20 protein-coding genes, 2 tRNA genes and 2 pseudogenes are annotated in these 21,691 nt (G+C 54.5%); 13 read left to right on the top strand and 11 right to left on the bottom strand.

Going from position 1 to position 21,691, the window contains the following annotated elements; all coding sequences use genetic code 11:
* Positions 1-55 precede the first annotated feature (55 nt).
* Genes ACMV5H_RS12445 through rimJ form a run of 3 tightly spaced genes read right to left on the bottom strand, consistent with a single transcriptional unit; the run spans position 56 to position 2,205 of the window.
* Entirely contained in the window at positions 56-973 is a 918-nt protein-coding gene (locus ACMV5H_RS12445; protein ID WP_059201002.1) for a Gfo/Idh/MocA family protein, read from the bottom strand.
* Positions 966-1,610, bottom strand: coding sequence for a YceH family protein (locus tag ACMV5H_RS12440; RefSeq protein WP_024486701.1), 645 nt, complete (start codon positions 1,608-1,610; stop codon positions 966-968). The genes ACMV5H_RS12445 and ACMV5H_RS12440 overlap by 8 nt, the downstream gene beginning before the upstream one ends.
* A 10-nt stretch (positions 1,611-1,620) precedes the next feature.
* Positions 1,621-2,205, bottom strand: coding sequence for a ribosomal protein S5-alanine N-acetyltransferase (gene rimJ, locus ACMV5H_RS12435; protein ID WP_414821935.1), 585 nt, complete (start codon positions 2,203-2,205; stop codon positions 1,621-1,623).
* Positions 2,206-2,539: 334 nt separating this feature from the next.
* On the opposite strand from rimJ, the gene mdtH reads away from it, so the two are divergent.
* From mdtH to ACMV5H_RS12415, 4 genes and pseudogenes are all read left to right on the top strand, one after another.
* On the top strand, positions 2,540-3,745 hold the full coding sequence (gene mdtH, locus ACMV5H_RS12430) for a multidrug efflux MFS transporter MdtH (protein ID WP_021806673.1): 1,206 nt from the start codon (positions 2,540-2,542) through the stop codon (positions 3,743-3,745).
* A 169-nt stretch (positions 3,746-3,914) separates the two neighbouring features.
* Entirely contained in the window at positions 3,915-4,562 is a 648-nt protein-coding gene (grxB, locus tag ACMV5H_RS12425; RefSeq protein ID WP_414821921.1) for a glutaredoxin 2, read from the top strand.
* 31 nt (positions 4,563-4,593) lie between these two features.
* Positions 4,594-6,234: pseudogene (locus ACMV5H_RS12420) on the top strand (ABC1 kinase family protein).
* A gap of 144 nt (positions 6,235-6,378) precedes the next feature.
* The gene (locus tag ACMV5H_RS12415; RefSeq protein WP_115158821.1) at positions 6,379-6,942 is read left to right on the top strand and encodes a lipoprotein; all 564 of its coding nucleotides are present in this window, start codon (positions 6,379-6,381) and stop codon (positions 6,940-6,942) included.
* Positions 6,943-6,982: 40 nt separating this feature from the next.
* Here ACMV5H_RS12415 and ACMV5H_RS12410 read toward each other — a convergent pair whose 3' ends face one another.
* The 3 genes from ACMV5H_RS12410 to ghrA all read right to left on the bottom strand — a co-directional run bounded on the left by ACMV5H_RS12410 (position 6,983) and on the right by ghrA (position 9,385).
* Entirely contained in the window at positions 6,983-7,561 is a 579-nt protein-coding gene (locus tag ACMV5H_RS12410; RefSeq protein ID WP_021806676.1) for a molecular chaperone, read from the bottom strand.
* 38 nt (positions 7,562-7,599) lie between these two features.
* Positions 7,600-8,337, bottom strand: coding sequence for a phosphatase (locus ACMV5H_RS12405; RefSeq protein ID WP_021806677.1), 738 nt, complete (start codon positions 8,335-8,337; stop codon positions 7,600-7,602).
* Between the two features lie 106 nt (positions 8,338-8,443).
* The gene (ghrA, locus tag ACMV5H_RS12400) at positions 8,444-9,385 is read right to left on the bottom strand and encodes a glyoxylate/hydroxypyruvate reductase GhrA (protein WP_021806678.1); all 942 of its coding nucleotides are present in this window, start codon (positions 9,383-9,385) and stop codon (positions 8,444-8,446) included.
* Between the two features lie 223 nt (positions 9,386-9,608).
* Between ghrA and ACMV5H_RS12395 the strand changes: the two genes are divergently transcribed.
* Positions 9,609-9,698 (top strand) — tRNA-Ser (locus tag ACMV5H_RS12395).
* Between the two features lie 274 nt (positions 9,699-9,972).
* Here ACMV5H_RS12395 and ACMV5H_RS12390 read toward each other — a convergent pair.
* From ACMV5H_RS12390 to lsrR, 4 genes are all read right to left on the bottom strand, one after another.
* Positions 9,973-10,983, bottom strand: coding sequence for an AI-2E family transporter (locus tag ACMV5H_RS12390; RefSeq protein WP_021181122.1), 1,011 nt, complete (start codon positions 10,981-10,983; stop codon positions 9,973-9,975).
* A 131-nt stretch (positions 10,984-11,114) separates the two neighbouring features.
* On the bottom strand, positions 11,115-11,465 hold the full coding sequence (locus ACMV5H_RS12385; protein ID WP_115158819.1) for a cupin domain-containing protein: 351 nt from the start codon (positions 11,463-11,465) through the stop codon (positions 11,115-11,117).
* A gap of 10 nt (positions 11,466-11,475) precedes the next feature.
* Positions 11,476-13,068, bottom strand: a complete 1,593-nt coding sequence (gene lsrK / locus ACMV5H_RS12380; RefSeq protein WP_414821920.1) for an autoinducer-2 kinase — start codon at positions 13,066-13,068, stop codon at positions 11,476-11,478.
* A gap of 52 nt (positions 13,069-13,120) precedes the next feature.
* Positions 13,121-14,086, bottom strand: coding sequence for a transcriptional regulator LsrR (gene lsrR / locus ACMV5H_RS12375; RefSeq protein ID WP_059201007.1), 966 nt, complete (start codon positions 14,084-14,086; stop codon positions 13,121-13,123).
* 249 nt (positions 14,087-14,335) lie between these two features.
* Here lsrR and lsrA point away from each other — a divergent pair, with 249 nt between their 5' ends.
* The 6 genes from lsrA to lsrG are packed head-to-tail and all read left to right on the top strand — an operon-like array spanning position 14,336 to position 20,286.
* Positions 14,336-15,904, top strand: a complete 1,569-nt coding sequence (lsrA, locus tag ACMV5H_RS12370; protein WP_414821919.1) for an autoinducer 2 ABC transporter ATP-binding protein LsrA — start codon at positions 14,336-14,338, stop codon at positions 15,902-15,904.
* Positions 15,898-16,947 (top strand): autoinducer 2 ABC transporter permease LsrC, encoded by a 1,050-nt coding sequence (gene lsrC, locus ACMV5H_RS12365; RefSeq protein WP_115158816.1) that lies wholly within the window; start codon positions 15,898-15,900, stop codon positions 16,945-16,947. Before lsrA ends, lsrC begins: the two co-directional genes overlap by 7 nt.
* Positions 16,944-17,945, top strand: coding sequence for an autoinducer 2 ABC transporter permease LsrD (lsrD, locus tag ACMV5H_RS12360; RefSeq protein WP_021806687.1), 1,002 nt, complete (start codon positions 16,944-16,946; stop codon positions 17,943-17,945). The genes lsrC and lsrD overlap by 4 nt, the downstream gene beginning before the upstream one ends.
* A gap of 44 nt (positions 17,946-17,989) precedes the next feature.
* Positions 17,990-19,012 (top strand): autoinducer 2 ABC transporter substrate-binding protein LsrB, encoded by a 1,023-nt coding sequence (lsrB, locus tag ACMV5H_RS12355; protein ID WP_414821918.1) that lies wholly within the window; start codon positions 17,990-17,992, stop codon positions 19,010-19,012.
* 33 nt (positions 19,013-19,045) lie between these two features.
* On the top strand, positions 19,046-19,921 hold the full coding sequence (gene lsrF, locus ACMV5H_RS12350) for a 3-hydroxy-5-phosphonooxypentane-2,4-dione thiolase (protein ID WP_414821917.1): 876 nt from the start codon (positions 19,046-19,048) through the stop codon (positions 19,919-19,921).
* 53 nt (positions 19,922-19,974) lie between these two features.
* Entirely contained in the window at positions 19,975-20,286 is a 312-nt protein-coding gene (gene lsrG / locus ACMV5H_RS12345) for a (4S)-4-hydroxy-5-phosphonooxypentane-2,3-dione isomerase (RefSeq protein ID WP_021806690.1), read from the top strand.
* Positions 20,287-20,335: 49 nt separating this feature from the next.
* Here the strand turns inward: lsrG and ACMV5H_RS12340 are convergent.
* Positions 20,336-20,568: pseudogene (locus tag ACMV5H_RS12340) on the bottom strand (glycoside hydrolase family 88 protein); the annotation flags it as partial.
* Between the two features lie 166 nt (positions 20,569-20,734).
* Between ACMV5H_RS12340 and ACMV5H_RS12335 the strand changes: the two are divergent.
* Both ACMV5H_RS12335 and ACMV5H_RS12330 read left to right on the top strand, forming a co-directional pair.
* A tRNA-Ser gene (locus ACMV5H_RS12335) sits at positions 20,735-20,824 on the top strand.
* A 582-nt stretch (positions 20,825-21,406) separates the two neighbouring features.
* A complete protein-coding gene (locus tag ACMV5H_RS12330; RefSeq protein ID WP_021806691.1) occupies positions 21,407-21,616 on the top strand; it encodes a hypothetical protein in 210 nt (69 codons plus the stop codon).
* Positions 21,617-21,691 lie beyond the last annotated feature (75 nt).

Raw genomic sequence — 21,691 nt, 5'->3', positions numbered from 1 at the left:
GGCGTTAGTCTACGGCTCCACGCCATTAATAGCTACCGCCATATGTTACATGGGGTTAACTGGCATCACGCAGCATTTTCTCGATCAATCGCTGGGCGTAAATGGCCTGTTCTCCGGCAGTTTCCGGAGCGGTCTGGTTGCTGATGGACTGAATAAAATGGTGAACTGCACCGGCAAAACCGCGTTGTTCCAGCGTGGTTTGCCAGCCTGGGGCTGGTTTCTCGAGCACGCCTTGCGGGTCTTCCCGCAGCCATTGTCGCATATCGTTCAGTTGATAGACCGCACCGTTGGTGACTGCCTGCACGCTCTCCCGTTGGCTGCCAGCACGCCGGTGCATACTGGTCGTAACGATGGTGTCACCGCAGGCAAAGTGGTGTTCCGCGTAAAGCATCTCGCCCGCTTCGTTTGCGCGCAACTGGCCACTCTGCAAGCTGGCGCTACCGCCGCCTAACCACAGCGCGGTATCCACCACGTGCAGATAATCATCCAGCAGGGTGAATCGCAGGTCATTTGGCCCGACGCTATCGGCGCGGTGTTTGTCCATGCGGATCGAGGCCGGTAGCTGCATTTGCTGTTTCAACTGGCGATACAGCGGCGCAAAACGGCGGTTGAAACCCACCATCAATGCTACGCCCTGCTTTGCGGCCAGTTCGATCAGCTGTTCGCCCTGCTCCAACGTTTCCGCCAGTGGTTTATCCACATAGACGTGTACGCCCTGCGCTAACAGTTCACCCACTACCTGAAAATGGCTGGCAGTGCTGCTGTGTACGAACACCGCATCACACTGTTGCGCCAGGCTATCAAGGCGAGAGAAATAGGGCATACGATAGCTGTCGCATACCGGCTGGGCTTTTTGCTGATTCGGTGAAAAGCCGCCAACAAGCTGCCAGTCCACCGCTTGAGAAAGAATGGGCAAGTAAGCCTTTTGCGCGATACCGCCTAAACCCACTACTCCGATACGTAGTTTACTCATGTGAACCCCGCGCCAGTAGCTGCTGCACCTGCTGTTTCAATTCGGCAACTTCGGCCTCCAAACGCACCACCCGTTCAGTCAATTCACCCGCATTGGCCTCCTCAGCTTCAGCCGGAGCCGCATCAATCTGGCCGCTGAACAGGTGCATAAACCGGCTCTCACGCTTGCCTGGCTCACGCGGCAAACGCACCACGAACGGCCCATCCTCACGCGTCGTCAACTGTTGCAACACTTCTTCCACTTCGCTGACGTCGTTGAATTCATGCATCCGGTTGGTGCGGGTGCGCAGTTCACCCGGCGTCTGCGCGCCGCGTAATAACAGGGTCGCAATCACCGCCACTTCGGCCGGTGACAGTTTCAGTTGGCCGAACTCGGAGTTGCAAAAACGCTGCTCATACTTCACTACCCGATTACCAAAACCACTTAAGGTACGCAGGAAGTGCCTTCTTAACAGTAAATCAAGCTGCTGCTGGACTTCGCTTTCCGACAGGTCCATCACCGGCTCGCGGTTGGTTTTTTGATTGCAGGCCAGCGTTATGGCATTGAGGGAAAGCGGATATTGGTCAGGGGTGGTCACCTGCTTTTCCATCATGCAGCCAATCACTCGGGCTTCTTTGGCATTTAATTCATATTTCATTGGTACGGCCTCAGCGTGGTGGTTGCCACTCTTTATTGGTCAATGCGGTGAGTACATGATCCTGCCACTGTCCGTCGATCAGCAGGTAATCCTTGGCATAGCCTTCGCGTTCAAAACCGAGCCGGGTCAGCAACGCTCCGCTGCGTTGGTTATGCGGCATATAGTTGGCCATGATGCGATGCATCCGCTGTTGGCGCTGCATATAACGGATGGCCGTTTGCAACGCTTCGTACATCAGCCCCTGCCCCTGCCACTTCTCACCCAGGGAGTACCCCAGGAAGCAGGCATGGAACGATCCACGCAGCACATTGCTGAAGTTGGCGACGCCGCACACATGGAGTTCTTCCGGATCGAGCAGGATAAAATAGTAGGCACTGCCCTGCTTTTGCATTTCCGTGATCATACCCAGGCGAGCTTGCCAGCCGGAAGGGTAACAGTGGCTATCATCGCGCACCGGCTCCCAGGGCTTCAGGAACGCCCGGTTTTCGGCATAGTATTCGGCCAGGCGATAGGTATCACGTTCGTGAACTAAACGGACAACCAGCCGGTCGGTGGTAAGGCGTATTTTCGGTGATGCAGAGCGATAGCCAAACATCATTTCCCCCGCGGTCTGAACGGTTCGATAAGAAGTATTGATTGGGTCAACGTCTACGGGCCCAGGCGTTATCTCGCATGACTCATGGCAGACTATCGGCGTAAAACCGCGTATTCCCCCGGTAATATAACCGTAGCCCGCCCGGCAGGTAAGCCCCTGAGCGCTCAGTAAATCGCCAGTTAGCCGTTTTGCCCAGTTTTAAGTGTAGTTTTGCCACTCAGGTAACGTATTGACGATTAAAAAATATTATCTATCTCCCCCCTATCAGCCATCATGTATTGGGTAGAGAATAACCGGGTAGTCTTTCTCTCCTTTCAACTGCTCGTGGTGAAGCATGTCTCTGGTATCGCAAGCTCGGAGCTTGGGTAAGTATTTTTTATTGTTCGATAACCTGTTGGTGGTTTTAGGCTTTTTCGTCGTCTTCCCACTTATTTCTATTCGCTTTGTCGATCAACTTGGCTGGGCGGCCGTGGTCGTGGGGCTGGCTCTGGGATTACGCCAGCTCATTCAGCAGGGATTGGGGATCTTTGGCGGGGCAATTGCCGATCGTTTTGGCGCCAAACCGATGATCGTCACCGGTATGCTGCTGCGCGCTGCGGGCTTTGCCACCATGGCGATGGCCGATCAACCCTGGATACTGTGGTTTTCCTGCGCGCTGTCCGCTATTGGCGGCACCCTGTTCGATCCGCCCCGTACCGCGCTGGTGATCAAGCTGACCCGCCCACATGAGCGCAGCCGTTTCTATTCGCTGCTGATGATGCAAGACAGCGCCGGTGCCGTGATCGGTGCGTTAATCGGCAGTTGGCTGCTGCAGTACGATTTTCATTTCGTCTGCTGGGTGGGCGCGGGTATTTTCGTACTGGCCGCCGGTTGGAATGCCTGGCTGTTACCCAACTACCGGATCTCTACCATACGCGCACCGATGAAAGATGGCATGATGCGCGTGCTGCGCGATCGCCGCTTCCTGACCTATGTGTTGACGTTGACCGGCTATTACATGTTATCGGTACAGGTAATGTTGATGCTGCCAATCGTGGTCAACGAAATCGCCGGTTCGCCGGCGGCGGTCAAATGGATGTACGCCATAGAAGCTGCGCTATCGCTTTCATTGCTATACCCGCTGGCACGTTGGAGCGAAAAACACTTCCGGTTGGAACAACGCCTGATGGCCGGCTTGCTGCTGATGACCCTCAGCCTATTGCCTGTCGGCTTTGCCACCAGCCTGCAAGCGGTGTTTACTCTGATCTGCTGCTTCTATCTGGGATCGATCATTGCTGAACCGGCGCGTGAGACCTTGAGCGCCTCGCTGGCCGACTCACGGGCACGCGGCAGCTACATGGGCTTTAGCCGCCTGGGGTTGGCACTCGGCGGCGCATTGGGTTATACCGGCGGTGGCTGGATGTATGACACCGGCAATGCGATGGGCATGCCGGAGTTGCCCTGGTTCCTGCTGGGGCTGGTGGGCTTTATCACGCTGTTTGCCTTGTACTGGCAATTTAATCCGCGTACTGCGGCCCCCGCAATCCTCCGTGGTGGCTGATTTTTGCCCGGGCGCATCCCTTGCGCCCAGTCTCTGGCGACCTAATCTGCCAAAGTTGCTATCCTGATAGTACAAAAAACGGCGCAGAAAGGCTTATGATGGAGCATCATCCCACAACAACCTGCGCAGCGGCCCAGACTGGCTGCTAAACCCGACAACAGGAGCAAGCATGAAACTGTTTATTTACGATCACTGCCCGTTCTGCGTAAAGGCCCGCATGATATTCGGCCTCAAGGATTTGCCGGTGCGTTTGGTGACCCTGCTAAGCGATGACGAAATCACCCCCACCAGCATGATCGGCAAGAAAATGGCGCCTATCCTGCAAAAAGACGACGGTAGCTATCTACCCGAAAGCATGGATATCGTGCATTACGTCGATAACCTGGACGGTAAACCGCTACTGACGGGGAAAACCAATCCGGCCATCGCCGCGTGGTTGCAACACACTGCCACCTACGTCAACAAACTGCTGTTACCGCGCTTTGCCAATGCCGATTTCGAAGAGTTCGCCACTGACAACGCACGCCGCTATTTCAGGGACAAAAAACAGGCTGCCAGCGGTGATTTTGCCGTGTTACTGGCCGACAGTGCCGACCTGATCGCCCAATTGGAAGAGGATCTGGCCACGCTCTCCCCGCTGATCCAGTCTTCGGAAGCGGTCAACGGCACTCTCAGTGAAGATGATATCCATCTGTTCCCGCTGTTACGCTCACTGTCGATCGTGGCCGGTGTCGCCCTGCCGGACAACGTGGAGGCTTACCGCAACCGCATGGCGCAGCGCGTTGATATTCCGTTGCTGTTCGATATGGAGCAATGATCCGCAACGGCGATAAGGGAGCCACGCGCAGATGCTAAAAATGTTTTTTGTCACCGCTCGTGACCGCGCCAGGCTGCAAGAAATCTCATCCGTACTGATCCGTTACGGTTTGCAGGACGTGATCAGGCTGCTCGGGTTAGGCAAGATGCTTGGCGGCCTGAGCAGCGGCGGCGTGGAGGTTGATAATCAGACATTGCCAGAACGTCTGCGCGCGGCTCTGGAAGCTCTGGGGCCCACCTTCGTTAAATTCGGCCAGATCCTGGCCACCCGCACCGACCTGCTGGAACAGCGCTGGACCGACGAGCTGGAGCGCCTGCATAGCCAGGCGACAACCCTTCCTTGGGAAAAGCTGGCTGCGCAGATCACCGCCGACCTGGGCAGCGACCCTCAGCAGGTCTTTGCCCAATTTGATCCGATCCCGCTAGCCGCCGCCTCCATGGCACAAATCTACCGCGCCCGCCTGCACAGTGGCTAGTCGGTGGTGGTAAAAGTGTTGCGCCCCGGATTAGCCAAAACCATTCATGCCGATCTGCGCCTGTTGGCCTATCTGGCAGAAACCGTGGAGCAACAAAGCCCGGCGCTGGCGCGTTATCGCCCGCACCAGATGGTGCAAACGCTGGCTACCGCGCTTAATCACGAGCTGGACCTGACGCATGAAGGTAATAATTGCGATCGGGTTGCGCAACACTTTGCCAAACAGCCCGACGTGGTGATCCCGAAAATTTATTGGCAGCACTCGTCAAAACGCCTGCTGGTACAACAATATCTACCCGGCATCGCGCCCGAAAATCCCCAACAATTAGCCGCCGCCGGGTTCGATGGCCCGTTGCTGGCACAGCGTGGCGCGCAGGCTTTTATGGCCATGGTGCTGGAACATCGGCTTTATCACGCCGATCCTCATCCCGGTAACGTAATGGCCCTGGGTGACAACCACGTAGGGTTTATCGATTTTGGCATGGTTGGCCAACTGTCGGAACGGCGGCGCAATCAGCTGCTGCTGTTGCTGCAGGCCATTGCGGAGCGCCAGAGCGACGGCATCGTCAATACGCTGATCGCCTGGTCTGACAGCCAGGAGCTGGATCTGATCGATCTGGAACAAGCTGCGCAAAACTTTCTCGATAAGCAGGCTTCGAGCACCCTGACGCTAGGCAAGGCACTCACCGACCTGTTGGTGATGGCCCGCGAGCACCAACTACAGTTGCCCCCCGATCTGGTGCTGTTATTCAAGGCACTGATCACCGCAGATGGCGTTTTGCACCGCTTGGATCCCGCCTTTGATATCGTTGCCACCCTGAAACCGATGCTGCGCCAGGTGATGCTCCAGCGCTATACGCCTGAAGCGCTGCGCCGTCGTGCTCTATTGCTGGGTGGTGAGGCGCTGGACGCCGGAGAGGAACTTCCGCAGGCCATTCGTTTGCTGATGCGCCGTTTAAAGCAGGGCAAGATAGACGCCGAAATCAACGTCAAGAACCTCAGCCAGCTCAGCAAGGCTCTGGAACGTGCGGCTGTCACGCTGGCCATTGCGATCGTCACGGCGGCATTCGCACTGGGGCTGGCTCCCTATCTAATGCGTTCCACCAGCCAGCTGTGGGGAATTCCTCTGTTCCCGGCGCTTGGCGGGTTAACCTGTCTGGGAGGCGTGGTGCTGTTGGTATGGCGGCTGCGGCGATAGGTAATTTCAGCCTTATCCGACCAGGTAAAAAACCCTTTGCGCCGCGTCATCTGTTATCCTGCAAGCTGAAATTTTTCTTTGCTGGCAGTCACCTTTGGTTTGCAACAGTCAAAGTCTGCCGCATTTTCGTTTTACGAGGTTTGAATGAAGAAGATCCTGATGGGCATGGCCGCCCTGGTCGTTGCCGGTACGCTTGTCGGCTGTAACCAGCTTACCCAATACAGCGTCAGCGAGCAGGAAGTGAATAATTACCTGCAAAAACACAACGACTACCAAAAGCAGATCGGCGTGCCGGGGTTGGTTGATGCCAATATCGTGTTAACCCAGTTGCAGAGCCAGATTGGCCGCACTGAACCTAACAAGGTGACACTGTCTGCTAATGCCAAGGTCAATATCACTTCGATCCTCGGGCCACAGGCCTCCGATTTGCAGCTAACGTTGAAGGCGCAACCGGTCTACGACCGCGAAAAGGGAGCGATCTTCCTCAAAGACATGGAGTTGGTCGATTACCAGGTACAGCCGGAGAAGATGGATACGGTGATGAAGGCTTTATCGCCTTACCTGAACCAGTCGTTGAAATCGTATTTCGATCAGAAACCGGTATATGTTCTCAATGCGGATAAGAGCAAAACGGAAGCCATGGCACTCAAACTGGCTAAAGGGTTGGAAGTGAAGCCCGGTCAGTTGGTGATCCCGTTTACCGACTAATCGTTGTTAGGGGCGCAGTGCTTGCTGCGCCCTCGCTCATTTACTCTTGTTCGTCCTTCCCTTCTTCATCCTGCTCATATTCTGCTAGCTCATCACACATAGCTGCGATGGCGTGGCGAGCGATCTCTGACAAAGTACGGTAAAAACCGCTGGTGGCATGTGCTTCAACCTTACCCAGGAAGCGGCCACACCAAGGCAGCAAGAACTCGTTAAACAGCGTGATTTGCGCCTGGACCTCATCTTCCTGCGACTGATCTTCCAGCCAGGAGGCGGCCAGCAGCAGCAAACCGAAATGATCGGCTGGCGCTTCGCCTAATGGCATCCCACGCTGCTGGAGAAATACCCGCACGTCCGCTTCGCTGGCACCTTCAACGTAGGACGAACGCAGTGGTGACACACTACATTCGCTGCCGACAAACAGAGCGTTAAAATCGGCGGCCAACTGCGGATCGGTACAATGCTGTTGCAAACGAGTCAGCAGTTCGTCCTGCTCGAGCGGCCAGTGCTGTTGCAGTTTGCCCTCTTTGATCAAGGTAAACAGCGGCTCCAACAACGGATCCTGTGGCTGGCGGTAAAACAGCGTGCCCAACACCCGGCAGACAACGGAAAACTCATTCATGATAACACCCTATAAAACTAAAATTTGCCGTGACGATGTCACAGATCGGCTAATTCCGCAATTGCCGGTCTTCCACGCTGCTCAAGAAAGCTCAGGATCCGGCGCGGTGACACATTTAAAATGCGCTCCTGCGGGAAATTCACTTCTTCAATGATACGTTCGCAGTGTTCAAAACCACCGAGAGCAAAAGCCACGTGCGAGTCTGAGCCTAATGCCAGCCAGCCGCCCGCGTCACGCACGGCGGCCGCTATCGCACGGCAGTTTGATTCACTGCCCTTGCGTGAATGAATAAACGAAGAGTTATTCAGTTCCAGCGCTACCTGATATTTGGCTGCCGCTGCGGCTATCGCCGGGATATCGACCGGATATTTGGGGTTGCCCGGATGGCTGATGATATGGACATCGCCCTGCGCCATGGCGGCAATCATCGCCTCAGTGTTGGCGGCCCGATCCTGCGGTGCAAATACCGGCTCATGGAACCCGGCAATAATCAGATCGATTTCGTTGAGCATGGGTCCGGTGCAGTCGATATCACCGGCCAGGTTTTTGATATTGGCTTCAATGCCGCGCAGAATGCCAATGCCATCCACCAGGCGTGGCCACACACGCATGTTCATAAAGTGCCAGTAGTGTGGTGCATCGGCCATATCCGGCCCGTGGTCAGTGATGGCGAACAGTTTGATGCCTTTTTGTTTCGCTTCGGCGATATAGTCGTGCAGGGTGCTATAGGCATGGGTACTGGCTACGGTATGCATATGTAAATCAACGGGGTACATTCTTTCTCCTTCTTAGGCCCTCGCCAGGGTCAGCGGATGGCGGGCCGATCCTTGTTCATGATAGCAGTTAACGCCGCTATCGACATGTTAGCGGGTTGTGAAAGCATCAATAGCCACGCTGAATATCAACCAGGCCTGAAGGCTGTTCACCCGCCTCAAGCCGCAGAAGGTTGGCGCTAACCTGATCCATCGCCTGTTCCGGTAGGGTAACAGCAGCAATATGCGGCGTAATCGTGACACGAGGATGACGCCAGAAGGCATGAGCGGACGGCAAAGGTTCGTTGACGAAGACGTCAAGCATGGCGGCCGTCAGTTGTCCTTGTGCCAACATCGCCAGCAGATCGTCTTCCACCAGATGGGCACCGCGCGCAATGTTGATCAGGTAAGCGCCCGGCACCAAACGGCTAAACAACTGGCGGTTGAGGATACCCGCCGTTTCAGGCGTATTAGGCAACAGGTTGATCAGCAAGCGCGTGCCATCAAGAAACGCTGCTAGCTGAGGTTGCCCGGCAAAACTCTGTACATGCTCAATCTGCTTGGGGCTGCGGCTCCAGCAGCGGACGTTAAAACCGAACGCCACCAGCTTTTGTGCCACGCTTTTCCCCAACACCCCAGCGCCCAGAATGCCGATAGTGAAATCGCTCTGCTGATGAGGCTCAAGCGGCAACCAGTTCTGCTGCTGTTGCTGCAACTGATACTCATCAAAACGGCGAAAATAACGCAACACGCCGGCCAACGCGTATTCATCCATCTGCTGTGCCATGCCGGTATCCTCCAGCCGGATCACCGGCACTCCCGCCGGTAGGCTGCCGGGATGCTGGCGCTCCTGTTCAAGGATGGCGTCGACGCCAGCCCCCAGGGCAAAGATCCCTTTCAGATCGCGGCGGTTGGCCAGCATCTCATAAGGTGGCCGCCATACCAGCGCGTAGTCCGCCGGACGATCGTCGCCCGGTTGCCATGCCCGGATATTCGCCTGTGGTAAGCGCTTCGCCATGCCTGCCAGCCACTCTTGCGCATCAAAAAACGGGTGATAGAAAATGATATTCACTGCCGGTTCCCTTGTTGGGTGGATTTTAGTTATCCTTTCGCGCTTTGCCGCACGATGCAAGAATAAACTGACACTGGGAGGGAGGAATTATCGTGCGACAAATCAGCAGATTGCTGGAAGTTTGGCTAAACGCGCGCGGTAATGTCACAAGACTATTGACGCTGGGATCAGATTCTCCTACATTAGCGCCCGTCGACAACGTAAACGTTGCCGATGACAAAACGGTGAGGTGTCTGAGTGGCTGAAGGAGCACGCCTGGAAAGTGTGTATACGCGTAAGTGTATCGAGGGTTCGAACCCCTCCCTCACCGCCATCTTATAAGAAAGAGTCTGAACTTACGTTCAGACTCTTTTTTTTGCATATTCCCCAGTCTGGGAGGGGTGAGAAGCCTCGGCAGGGTTCGACAAAATGGCTCGCATCGCAGAGACATTTTGGACGGCCGACCGGCCGCCCGTAGGGTGAGCTTGCGAATCAAGCCCTCCCTCACCGCCATATTAAATGAGAAAGCCTGAATTCATATTCAGGCTTTTTTATTGCATGTACCACTCTCTGGGAGGGGTGAGAAGTCTCGACAGGGTTCCCCCCCTTCAAATCAGCTTGGCTTCCCTGAGTTCACTTTTCAGATAGGCGTAATAGATAGGAGCGGCAACCACGCCAGCCAGGCCGAATGCCGCCTCAAACACCAACATCGCCAGCAAGATCTCCCAGGAGTTAGCCCTGATCTTAGTGCCGACAATGCGGGCATTGAGGAAATACTCAAACTTGTGGATCACGATCAGGTAGAGCAGCGCAATCAGTGCCACTCCGAGTGAAACCGACAGGCCAGAGATGAAAACAATGGTATTGGAGATCAGATTGCCGATCACCGGCAGCAGGCCAAAGATAAAGGTAAACACCACCAGCGTTTTCGCCAACGGGATATGGATCCCGCACAGCGGTAGCACACCAAGGATAAAGATAGCCGAGAAGAAGGTATTGATTGCCGATATTTTAACCTGAGCAAACACAATATTGCGGAACGCCTGCGATAGCAGGGAAATCCTTTTCATCAGCTCACTTTTCAGTAATGGCCGCTCCTCGCTGCTATCAATGTTATACAGTGAGACGATGGCTCCGAGCACCATCCCGATCAGCATGGTCACCAGGCCATGCAGCACGCTTTTGCCCATAGTCTGCAGCAGCGCTATGTGCTGTTGCAGACGGCTCAGGATCTCGTTCTTCAGTTCTGCCACACTCAACGGCAGATAGCCCGGCATATATTTTGCCACCTCTTGCTGGACATCCTGCAGGATGAACGCAATACGGGTGTTGATGCCAGAGATGTTCTTCATATCCTGCATCAGATAGCCGACGATACTCCCCACAATGGCGATCAACAGGCTGACCACCAACGTGCTGATCACCGCCACCACCAGCCACCTGGCCCGATGGCCGCCAATCACCTTCTGAAAATGTGGCGTAAGGATATTCACGATCTCGTAGACCAGAAAACCCGCCATAAAGCAGGTAAGAAGATGCAACGGCAACAGCAGCAGGATCCCCCCCATCACAAAGATGAAACTGATTATCCTGGCCTGTTTGACATTCATTATCTGCATTGTTACTCGCTTGTCCTTGAGAGGATAGGATTTTTAAGTACCTGTTTTAGTATTATGTTTTATTTAACATGCCAAACAGAACAGGACAACTTAAATCACCTGGCTTCAAGGCGGGAACTCAGGCTTTCGCCTTAATAACTCTCAGGCTCTGCGGGATGACTATCCCCTAAAATATGCGGCGATTTCACAAATACCCCTTTCCACGGTATCGAGCCAGTATTGACCAGGAAATGCGCCTCGCCAGGATCACACTGCAACACATCCCCTTCACGCAGCATGTGCATCTCCCCTTCCAGATACAGGCACACTTCTCCACTGATAGTATAAAAGACTTCGCAAACCTCCTTGTGACGGTGATTTCTGAATGACTGCCCTGGCTGTAACACCACGACGCCCATATCGCACATCGGCCCACGGATCAGGTATTTGGGGCCATTGTCGCCGAAGCGATAGTCGTGATCCATTTCATTGGTCTTGATCATGATGCCTCCTTTAAAGGCCGGGTGCCTTCCACATTGAGGTCGTCAACCCGTGATCAACCAAACCAAGTTGATCCAGATACACCTCCAGCCATTTTTGACGTGCATGTTGATAAACCTCACTGTTATCTGGGTTCGGGATATGTTCCCTATCCCAACGCACCAGGCTCTCCCCCGCATCTGCCAACGACGAATAGACCCCTACCCCCACACCAGCCGCAATAGCACATCCCAGCGCGGTAGCTTCCTTAACCACCGGGACTCGTACGGTCAGCCCGGTGACATCGGCCAGGATCTGGCTCCAGAGCGTGCCTTTTGAACCACCGCCGGCAAACACCAGCGAATCGGCTTTGACACCTGAAAACTCGGCGATTTGTTGTAGATTACAGGCCGACACGATGGCCGCGTTCTCTTCAAGGGCGCGGAACAACGTAGCTTTGTTGCACTTTTCCGGATCGATCGACAGGTTGATAAATGAGGGGGCGGCGTGATACCAGTTCTTAAAGCGCATGACATCGGAGAAGATAGGCATAATGCCATGAGCACCTGATGGTACCCGCCTGGCCATATCTTCCAGCAAGGCATAGGTATCCACGCCCAGACGTTCACCAATCAGCTTCTCCTCGGCGCAGAAGGCATCGCGGAACCAACGCATGGTCAGGCCGGTAAAAAAGCTGATGGATTCAGCCTGAGCCATTCCCGGGATCACATGCGGGTTAATGCGCACATTCATATTGGGATCGGTAACCGGCGCAGGAAGGTTCACCACCTGCTGCCAGAACGTTCCGCCCAATACGGCGGTCTGTGCTGGCCTGACAATGCCAAGACCCACGCATCCCAGTTGGACATCACCTCCCCCGACAATCACCGGTGTGCCCGCCCTCAGGCCTGACAATGACGCGGCATTGGCCGTCACCGACCCCAACGGCGTTCCCGTCTCTTTTACCGGTGAAAGGATGTCAGAGCGCAGGCCCGCCATTTCCAACAGGCCTTTTCTCCAGTCTCGTGTGACCAGATCAAGCAACCCGGTCGTCCCGGCATTTGATGGGTCGACCGCAAGTTCACCGCTAAGCATATAAGCCAGCCAGTCACTGATCATGGTGACCGCGGCTGCCTGGCGATAGATATCAGGGCGGTAATGCGCCAACCACAGTAGCCGGGGCATGGCGCTGAGTGCCAGTGTCTGCCCTGAACAACGGTAAACCTCATCTTCGAAAGTATGGTTGTGGATCTCTTTTAACTCGCTGACCTCACGTGTTGCCCGTGCATCTACGTTGGCACATGCCCAGATCGGCTGACCTTCTGCATCATAGATCACAATCCCTTCACGCATTGAACACGCAGCTACCGACGCAATCGTCTCCGGCGCAATGGCCGCCATCTTTAACGCCTGATGGATGCATTGGCAGGTGAGGTGCCAATTTTTGGCAAGATCGAATTCCATGGAGCCCGGTACATCAGGGACTGCCAAATGTTGCCATTCGGCTTGCCCTACTGAGACTTGATTGCCTTCCAAATCAAAAATTACCGCTCTGATGCTGCCGGTACCGGCATCCAGAGCCATCAGGTATTGGCCTGATGTGGCAGGAGTACAGAGTCGAGCCATGAGTTTGTCCTCGGCTGGTGTTTGAGACAGTCTGTTACATCGTTATTAACCTTTACTTTCCAATAAGTTTGAGCATTTCTGCCGCCGTGTCCTGATCGGTGACCAACGCGTTGATATAGCCGCCCTTCAATGCCGCCACGATCGCTTCGGCTTTTGCTACTCCCCCCGCAACCCCGACAACGGTAGGTATGGTGGCAAGCGCGCTCAAGCTCAGCCCTATCAATTCTTGATGAATTTGCATGTCGGGAATAATGTCGCCGCTGGCATCGAAAAAGTAGCCAAGAATATCGCCAACAGCGCCTTTGCGGCCAATCATCAGTTGCTCGCCTTCGGTGATATAGCCAGCGCGTAAAATGGTAGCGGCATCTTTTTGACTCACCGCACCGATCCCAACGACGGCGACATCGGCAGCCTGGGCCGCAAGCAGCACGTCCCTGACGCTATTTTCATCCCGCAGGGTACGGGCAATATCGGCAGAGGAAGCGCGCAATGGCGCTGGGATCATGCTGACGCTGCAGGCCGCATCCAACTGACCAATCCCGGTCATATAAGGCCCGACACCACCGGAAAGCGTAACCAGGCGAATTTGCTGCGAAGAAATGAAGCCGCTGAGCCTTTTCAAGGTGCTCATGGCGGCCTCACCAAATCCCGCCGCCAACATCTGTTGCGGCTGCAGCGATTCCATCAGCATGTGTGCCGCACCGATCCCCAACCTCGCGCTGTCATCAGCATCGGCCAAAGAGGGCAATACGCGAATGTTTTTCAGGTCAAAATGTTTTTTCAACGCATCTTCATACTGTAGGCAACCTTCAAAGCGGGAGTTAATCTGCACCCGAATGATCCCAGACTGATGCCCTTTCTCCAGCAAACGCGAAACTTTAAGCCGCGTTAGCCCAAGCCGGGTACTGATCTCGCTTTGCGTCAGCCCATCGTGATAATAGAACCAGGCGATGCGGGCAACCTGCTCCTCCTCGCACATGCCATGTTCGGTAATCAATGCACTGTCATTTATCGTCATAAATCCGCTTCTCTTTGAACATTTTTAAATCTTGAACACAATTGTTCCGCTATCGCTCAACAATAGCTGTGAGTCATGCCACAAATATACACCAAATTTGAACATCGGTTTCTACAGAACACAATTATTCAAAAAACGTGATCGCAGTGATGGTTTTATCGCCAAACCATGACTAAGGTTATGAACAATTAGTTTTCTAAAAAATATTTGTTCAACTCAGTCGCTCATCTTTGAGTGAACGGAGGCAAGATGCAAACCGGTGAATACCCAGACCCACCTCTGCTCTGTGTACAAAATATCAATAAGCACTATTCCGGTGTTGAGGTGCTGAAAGGCATCGACTTTACCTTGCACGCCGGGGAGGTACATGCCCTGCTCGGTGGCAATGGCGCAGGGAAGTCCACGCTGATGAAGATCATTGCTGGCGTAGTACCACCGGACGGCGGCGCTATCGAGATCAATGGCCAGCGTTGTGCCAGCCTGACCCCGGTAAAAGCGCATCAACTGGGGATCTATCTGGTGCCGCAGGAACCGCTGTTGTTCCCCAGCCTGTCGGTTAAAGAGAATATTCTGTTTGGTCTGCCTGCCAAGCGGGCTGCTGTTGAAAAAATGCAGCAATTACTCGAACTGTTGGGATGCAAGCTTGAGCCCAACAGTATGGCAGGGTCGCTGGATGTGGCTGACCGCCAGATTGTAGAGATCATGCGGGGATTAATGCGTGATTCCCAGATCCTGATCCTGGATGAACCCACGGCGTCGCTGACGCCTGCCGAAACGGACAGACTATTTGCCCGCCTGCATGAACTGCTTGGCAAAGGTGTCGGTATCGTCTTTATTTCCCATAAGCTGCCGGAAATCCGCCAGATTGCCGACCGCGTTAGCGTAATGCGTGACGGCAAAATCGCCCTGACGGGGAAAACCGCCTCGCTGACCACGGATGAGATTATTCAGGCAATCACCCCAGCCGCCCGTAATGTGGATCTCTCCGCTAGCCAGAAACTGTGGCTCGAACTGCCTGGCAATCGGCCAGCCAACCCTCAGGGCAAAGCCGTATTGCAGTTGAGGGAACTCACTGGAGAAGGCTTCCGGCAGGTGACACTCAACGTCCACGCCGGGGAAATCCTGGGTCTGGCTGGCCTAGTCGGTTCCGGGCGCACCGAGTTGGCTGAAACGCTGTATGGATTACGCCCAGCCAGTGCGGGCAGCATCCTGCTCAATGGTGAAGAGATCGCGCAACTGAGCACCCGCCAGCGGTTGCAGCGCGGGCTGATCTATTTACCGGAAGACCGGCAGTCTTCCGGGCTGTATCTTGATTCATCGTTATCCTGGAACGTCTGTGCCCTGACCCATAATAACGGCGGGTTCTGGGCCCATCCACAGCGTGATAACGCTACGCTTGAACGTTATCGCCGGGCACTGAATATCAAATTCAACCACCCAGAACAACCGGCCCGCACCCTGTCTGGCGGTAATCAACAAAAAATACTGATCGCCAAATGCCTAGAAGCATCGCCACAGTTGCTGATCGTTGATGAACCGACCCGTGGCGTCGACGTCGGTGCACGCAACGATATCTATCAGCTCATTCGGAGCATTGCCCAACAGCATGTCGCTATCCTGTTTATTTCATCCGATCTCGAAGAGATAGCCATGATGTCCGATCGCGTCTGCATCATGCACCAGGGCGAGGTGGCAAGCAGCGCTCTGTGTGGCAACGAGATTACTGTGGATACCATCATGCATATGGCCTTTGGCGAACAACACGTCGTATCTCCCTCCTCCTATCAACCTCATACCAACGGGGAGACCTCATGCTAAAGATAATACAAAACAACCGAGAGCTGACGGCGCTGCTGGCCATCATCGCTCTGTTTGCGCTACTGGGGAGCATTGATAGCAGCTATTTCAGTTTTCAGACGCTGACCATGATCTTCAGCAGTTCGCAAATCCTGATGCTGCTAGCCATCGGCGCGGCGCTGGTCATGCTGACCCGTAACATTGATGTCTCCGTCGGTTCCATCACCGGGATGTGTGCGGTGCTGCTTGGGATAACGCTCAATGCCGGGTACAGCTTGCCCGTCGCCTTTGGCGTCACGCTGCTACTCGGTTTGCTGGCGGGCTTTTTTAATGGCGTGCTGGTCGCCTGGTTTAAAATTCCTGCCATAGTCGCCACTCTGGGCACCCTTGGTCTTTATCGTGGCATCATGCTGCTATGGACCGGCGGTAAATGGATCGAAGGGTTGCCAAGCTCGCTCAAGCAGCTTTCTTCACCGGTGCTGCTGGGCATCTCACCGATTGGCTGGCTAACCTTACTGCTGGTGGCGTTAATGGCCTGGCTACTGTTGAAAACCTCATTCGGCCGCAGCTTCTATGCCACCGGTGACAACCTGCAGGGGGCTCGTCAACTCGGTATCCGCACCGAGGCCATCCGCATCATCGCTTTCTCACTGAATGGGCTAATGGCAGCGCTCGCCGGGATCGTGTTTGCCGCACAGATTGGCTTTATTCCAAATCAAACCGGCACCGGCCTGGAAATGAAGGCTATTGCCGCCTGCGTGCTGGGAGGTATCAGCCTGCTTGGTGGCTCTGGCACGGTGGTGGGGGCCATTTTGGGAGCCTATTTCCTGACGCAGATCGACAGCGTGCTGGTACTGTTGCGCATTCCTGCCTGGTGGAACGACTTTATCGCTGGCCTGGTTTTGTTGGGGGTTCTGGTGTTTGATGGCCGCCTGCGCTGTGCCCTGCAAAAGAATATCCGCCGCCAGAAGTATGCCAGGTTTATCGATCCTCCCCCCTCGGCCCCCACATCCCCTCACACCACCCAACGCCCTGCCCAGGGAAAAAAACGGGAGATCGCATGATGGCACAATGGCGACGTTTCGGCTGGGAACTGGCGCTGGCCGCCCTGCTGCTGATTGAGATCCTGGCGTTCGGGGTCGTAAATCCACGCATGCTGGACATTAATGTCCTGCTGTTCAGCACCAGCGATTTTATCTGTATTGGCATTGTGGCACTGCCGTTAACCATGGTGATCGTCAGTGGCGGCATTGATATTTCATTTGGTTCCACCATTGGCCTGTGCGCCATTGCGCTAGGAGTGATGTTCCAGGCGGGCCTGCCCTTGCCGTTGGCAATAGCGATAACGCTGGCCCTGGGCGCCCTGTGCGGTTTGATCAACGCCGGCTTGATCATCTACACCGGTATCAATCCTCTAGTGATCACCCTCGGCACCATGTACCTGTTTGGCGGTAGCGCCCTGCTGCTTTCGGGCATCTCTGGTGCCACCGGCTATGAAGGCATCGGCGGATTCCCGATGGTCTTTACCGATTTCGCCAACCTGACCGTGTTCGGCCTACCAGTACCGCTGACCTTCTTTATGGTCTGTGTGCTGCTGTGCTGGCTGCTGATGCACCGGACACATGCAGGGCGCAACATCTTCCTGATTGGCCAAAGCCAGCGCGTGGCGCAATACAGTGCGATCCCGGTTAACCGAACGCTGTACGCACTCTATGCAATGACCGGCTTTGCTTCAGCCATCGCTGCGGTGCTGCTGGTTTCCTACTTTGGTTCGGCTCGTTCCGACCTCGGCGCCTCTTTCCTGATGCCAGCCATCACGGCGGTAGTACTTGGCGGGGCAAATATTTACGGCGGCTCAGGTTCCATTCTCGGTACCGCCGTAGCCGTCTTGCTGGTCGGTTATCTGCAACAAGGATTACAAATGGCTGGCGTGCCCAATCAGATCTCCAGCGCACTTTCCGGAGCGCTGCTGATTATTGTCGTCGTTGGCCGCTCCATCAGCCTGCATCGGCATCAAATCAGAGAGTGGATCCAACGGCGCAGCAGCATCCATCAGGTTTGAACGATGACATACATCTTCTGACAACGCGATATACGGAGAACAACATGAGCCTACAACGTATCAAAAAAATCGCGCTTTTAAGCGTACTCGGCATGGCTTCGCTAAGCATTGGCGTACAGGCAGCAGAGCGCATTGCCTTTATCCCCAAGCTGGTGGGCGTCGGCTTTTTCACCAGCGGCGGTAATGGAGCATTAGAGGCGGGGAAAGAGCTGGGCGTTGACGTAACCTACGATGGCCCAACCGAGCCCAGTGTTTCCGGCCAGGTTCAGTTGATCAATAACTTCGTTAACCAGGGCTATAACGCCATTATCGTCTCTGCCGTCTCCCCGGAAGGACTATGCCCGGCACTAAAACGAGCCATGCAGCGTGGGGTGAAGGTATTGACCTGGGACTCAGACACCAAGCCCGAATGCCGCTCTTATTACATCAATCAGGGTACGCCAGCCCTACTCGGAGGCATGTTGGTCTATATGGCAGCCAATCAGGTGAAGAAAGAAAAGGCCAAAGTCGCCTTCTTCTATTCCAGCCCGACGGTCACCGACCAAAACCAGTGGGTGAATGAAGCCAAACGTAAAATCGAGAAAGACCATCCGGGCTGGGAAGTGGTCACCACGCAGTTTGGTTACAACGATGCCACCAAGTCACTGCAAACCGCCGAAGGGATCCTGAAAGCCTACGGCGATCTGGACGCCATCATCGCCCCGGATGCCAATGCCCTGCCCGCAGCGGCCCAGGCGGCAGAAAACCTCAAGCGTGACAACGTGGCGATTGTGGGATTCAGCACCCCAAACGTCATGCGCCCTTATATTCAGCGCGGCACGGTTAAAGAGTTCGGCCTGTGGGATGTGGTCGAACAGGGGAAAATTTCGGTTTACGTGGCCAACGCCCTGCTGAAAAACGGTGAATTGAAGGTTGGCGACAAGCTCGACATCCCTGGTGTGGGCCAGGTAGAGGTTTCGCCAAACAGCGTTCAAGGCTATGACTACCAGGCAAAAGGCAATGGCATCGTGCTGCTACCTGAGCGCGTGGTGTTCAATAAAGACAATATCGACAAATACAACTTCTAACCATCGCCCCGATTATTTGGAGGGAGTAAGACAATGGCTGATTTAGATGACATCAAAGACGGTAAAGACTTCCATATTGACCGACCGCAGCAAAATGCCCTGTTTAGTTTAAAAGGGTGTGGTGCGCTGGATTGGGGTATGCAGTCCCGCCTGGCACGCATTTTCAACCCCCGCACTAACCGAACCGTGATGCTGGCCTTTGACCACGGCTATTTCCAAGGCCCGACGACCGGGCTGGAGCGGATTGATATCAATATTGCGCCGCTGTTTCAGCATGCAGACGTGTTGATGTGTACCCGGGGTATTCTGCGTAGCGTGATCCCGCCTGCCACTAACAAACCCATCGTCCTGCGCGCTTCAGGAGCAAACTCCATTCTGACCGAATTGAGCAATGAGGCGGTGGCTGTCGCCATGGACGACGCGGTCCGTCTTAATAGCTGTGCCGTCGCCGCGCAGGTTTACATCGGTACGGAACATGAACACCAGTCGATTAAAAACATCATCCAGTTGGTCGATGCAGGTCTTAAAGTCGGCATGCCCACCATGGCGGTGACCGGCGTAGGGAAAGATATGGCGCGCGATCAGCGCTATTTCTCACTGGCCACGCGTATTGCCGCCGAGATGGGGGCGCAAATCATCAAGACTTACTACGTGGATAAAGGGTTCGAACGCATTGTGGCTGGCTGTCCAGTCCCTATCGTCATCGCCGGTGGGAAAAAACTGCCAGAGCGCGAGGCGCTGGAGATGTGCTTCCAGGCCATCGATCAAGGGGCGGCCGGGGTCGATATGGGGCGGAATATTTTCCAGTCAGCAAGCCCGGTTGCCATGATCAAGGCGGTGCACACCATCGTTCATCAGAACGAAACGGTAGAACACGCCTACGAACTCTTCCTCAGCGAAAAAGGCTGATACGGCTGAAATGCGGGCCGGTTTCCAGGCCCGCCCATTCAAGGAGGCTGATTATGCACGTTACCCTGGTCGAAATTAACGTTCATGACGACAAGGTTGAACGGTTTATCGAGGTGTTTCGGCAAAACCATCTGGGCGCGATCCAGGAAAAGGGCAACCTACGCTTCGATGTGTTACAGGACCCTGACATCCCTACGCGCTTTTATATTTACGAGGCTTACGCCGATGAGCAGGCCGTGGCTTTCCATAAAACGACCCCGCACTACCTGGCCTGTGTCAAAGAGCTGGAGTCTTTGATGACCGGCCCACGCAAAAAGACGGTCTTTATTGGTTTGATGCCCTCACCCACAGGGAAAGGGAGATGATAGCCCCTGCGCTGTTGGGGGAAGAGAGGTTATCTCAGCAGCCTCTCTCTTACGGGCCACGGCAGCAGCTCGTTGCCTGACCACCAGGTATCGAAGTCAGCGGGACCTGGCGATAATAGTCAAGGTTTTTGCCCATCGCGGTTCCGAACGAGGCCTGCATCAGTTCGCCATCGGTGTTGATTTGTTTCCTTGCAGTGCTTTTTCGGCAACCTGCAGATACTTGGCATCGATATACCGTTTGCGCGCCGACTTGAGGATCCCGAACGCAAAACCGGCGGCTGCGATAGGTGTGGATGTCGATGGGCTAGTAAAACCGGTTTTCCGGCCTTGATTTACGGCAAAGCGACCACGGCTTAACCACCTGAGCTAAAACCGTAAAAATATTCTTGACCGGTTAGCCGACTCTCCCTATAGTAGCGCCCCGTTGCACTGAGCAAGCGCAACGTACGGTGAGGTGTCTGAGTGGCTGAAGGAGCACGCCTGGAAAGTGTGTATACGCGAAAGTGTATCGAGGGTTCGAACCCCTCTCTCACCGCCATATTCCAAGAGAAAGTCTGAACTAACGTTCAGACTTTTTTTTGCATGTACCCCAGTCAGAGAGGGGTGAGAAGCCTCGACAGGGTTCGACAAAATGGCTCGCAGCGCAGAGACATTTTGGACGGCCGACAGGCCGCCCGCAGGGTGAGCTTGCGAATCAAGCCCTCTCTCACCGCCATATTAAATGAGAAAGCCTGGACTAACGTTCAGGCTTTTTTATTGCATGTACCCCAATCAGAGAGGGGTGAGAAACCTCGACAGGGTTCGACAAAATGGCTCGCAGCGCAGAGACATTTTGGACGGCCGACAGGCCGCCCGCAGGGTGAGCTTGCGAATCAAGTCCGACCTCACCGCCATATTCTAAAGAAAAAGTCTGAATTCACGCTCAGACTTTTTTGCATGTCCCCTTTCTTTTGGTAAAAGGCCAGTCTGAGTGGCGCGGCTTCAAGGTAGTGGTAAACGTCACAACGATAAAAACGGACAATTTATCGCCACACTCCGTTTAAACAAAAGTTAGAAAGTATTTGCTACAATACCCATAGCGTTATAATTTAGTTACTTTACTCAGGATACAGGTATCATCATGACTAATCAGCACACTGGCGGCGAATTGACTGAAGAACAAAAACAAGAAATTGACTTAATAGCGTTACAACGAGTCGAGGCAATGAATAGCGACGAATTCCTTTGCCAGCGCATTGACGAAAAAGTTCACGCGATGGAAGAACACCTCAAGGCTTATTTCAACAGGTGTTTTTCACTCCACTTAAACAACAAGCATAGCGAAAAGTAAAATCCTTTAGGGCCTGAGCTAAAACGCCCTATTCCAAGCCATTCACTAAACACGGTTTGTTGGTGAGAGGCTGAT

It is taken from the genome of Serratia sp. N21D137, from assembly GCF_047530005.1.
Classification (GTDB): domain Bacteria; phylum Pseudomonadota; class Gammaproteobacteria; order Enterobacterales; family Enterobacteriaceae; genus Chania; species Chania fonticola_B.
The sequence above is the reverse complement of the archived record's forward strand: the minus strand, read 5'-3'. Positions and strand labels throughout refer to the sequence as shown.

Bases quoted from the DNA above. Each gene is read 5' to 3' on its own strand.
- ACMV5H_RS12390 (WP_021181122.1), bottom strand. From the start codon at position 10,983: ATGCAGATAATGAATGTCAAACAGGCCAGGATAATCAGTTTCATCTTT.
- ACMV5H_RS12445 (WP_059201002.1), bottom strand. From the start codon at position 973: ATGAGTAAACTACGTATCGGAGTAGTGGGTTTAGGCGGTATCGCGCAA.
- lsrR (WP_059201007.1), bottom strand. From the start codon at position 14,086: ATGACGATAAATGACAGTGCATTGATTACCGAACATGGCATGTGCGAG.
- rimJ (WP_414821935.1), bottom strand. From the start codon at position 2,205: ATGTTTGGCTATCGCTCTGCATCACCGAAAATACGCCTTACCACCGAC.
- lsrK (WP_414821920.1), bottom strand. From the start codon at position 13,068: ATGGCTCGACTCTGTACTCCTGCCACATCAGGCCAATACCTGATGGCT.
- lsrC (WP_115158816.1), top strand. From the start codon at position 15,898: ATGCTAAAGATAATACAAAACAACCGAGAGCTGACGGCGCTGCTGGCC.
- lsrF (WP_414821917.1), top strand. From the start codon at position 19,046: ATGGCTGATTTAGATGACATCAAAGACGGTAAAGACTTCCATATTGAC.
- lsrB (WP_414821918.1), top strand. From the start codon at position 17,990: ATGAGCCTACAACGTATCAAAAAAATCGCGCTTTTAAGCGTACTCGGC.
- lsrA (WP_414821919.1), top strand. From the start codon at position 14,336: ATGCAAACCGGTGAATACCCAGACCCACCTCTGCTCTGTGTACAAAAT.
- ACMV5H_RS12385 (WP_115158819.1), bottom strand. From the start codon at position 11,465: ATGATCAAGACCAATGAAATGGATCACGACTATCGCTTCGGCGACAAT.
- lsrD (WP_021806687.1), top strand. From the start codon at position 16,944: ATGATGGCACAATGGCGACGTTTCGGCTGGGAACTGGCGCTGGCCGCC.
- lsrG (WP_021806690.1), top strand. From the start codon at position 19,975: ATGCACGTTACCCTGGTCGAAATTAACGTTCATGACGACAAGGTTGAA.
- ACMV5H_RS12440 (WP_024486701.1), bottom strand. From the start codon at position 1,610: ATGAAATATGAATTAAATGCCAAAGAAGCCCGAGTGATTGGCTGCATG.
- ACMV5H_RS12410 (WP_021806676.1), bottom strand. From the start codon at position 7,561: ATGAATGAGTTTTCCGTTGTCTGCCGGGTGTTGGGCACGCTGTTTTAC.
- ACMV5H_RS12415 (WP_115158821.1), top strand. From the start codon at position 6,379: ATGAAGAAGATCCTGATGGGCATGGCCGCCCTGGTCGTTGCCGGTACG.
- grxB (WP_414821921.1), top strand. From the start codon at position 3,915: ATGAAACTGTTTATTTACGATCACTGCCCGTTCTGCGTAAAGGCCCGC.
- ACMV5H_RS12330 (WP_021806691.1), top strand. From the start codon at position 21,407: ATGACTAATCAGCACACTGGCGGCGAATTGACTGAAGAACAAAAACAA.
- ACMV5H_RS12405 (WP_021806677.1), bottom strand. From the start codon at position 8,337: ATGTACCCCGTTGATTTACATATGCATACCGTAGCCAGTACCCATGCC.
- mdtH (WP_021806673.1), top strand. From the start codon at position 2,540: ATGTCTCTGGTATCGCAAGCTCGGAGCTTGGGTAAGTATTTTTTATTG.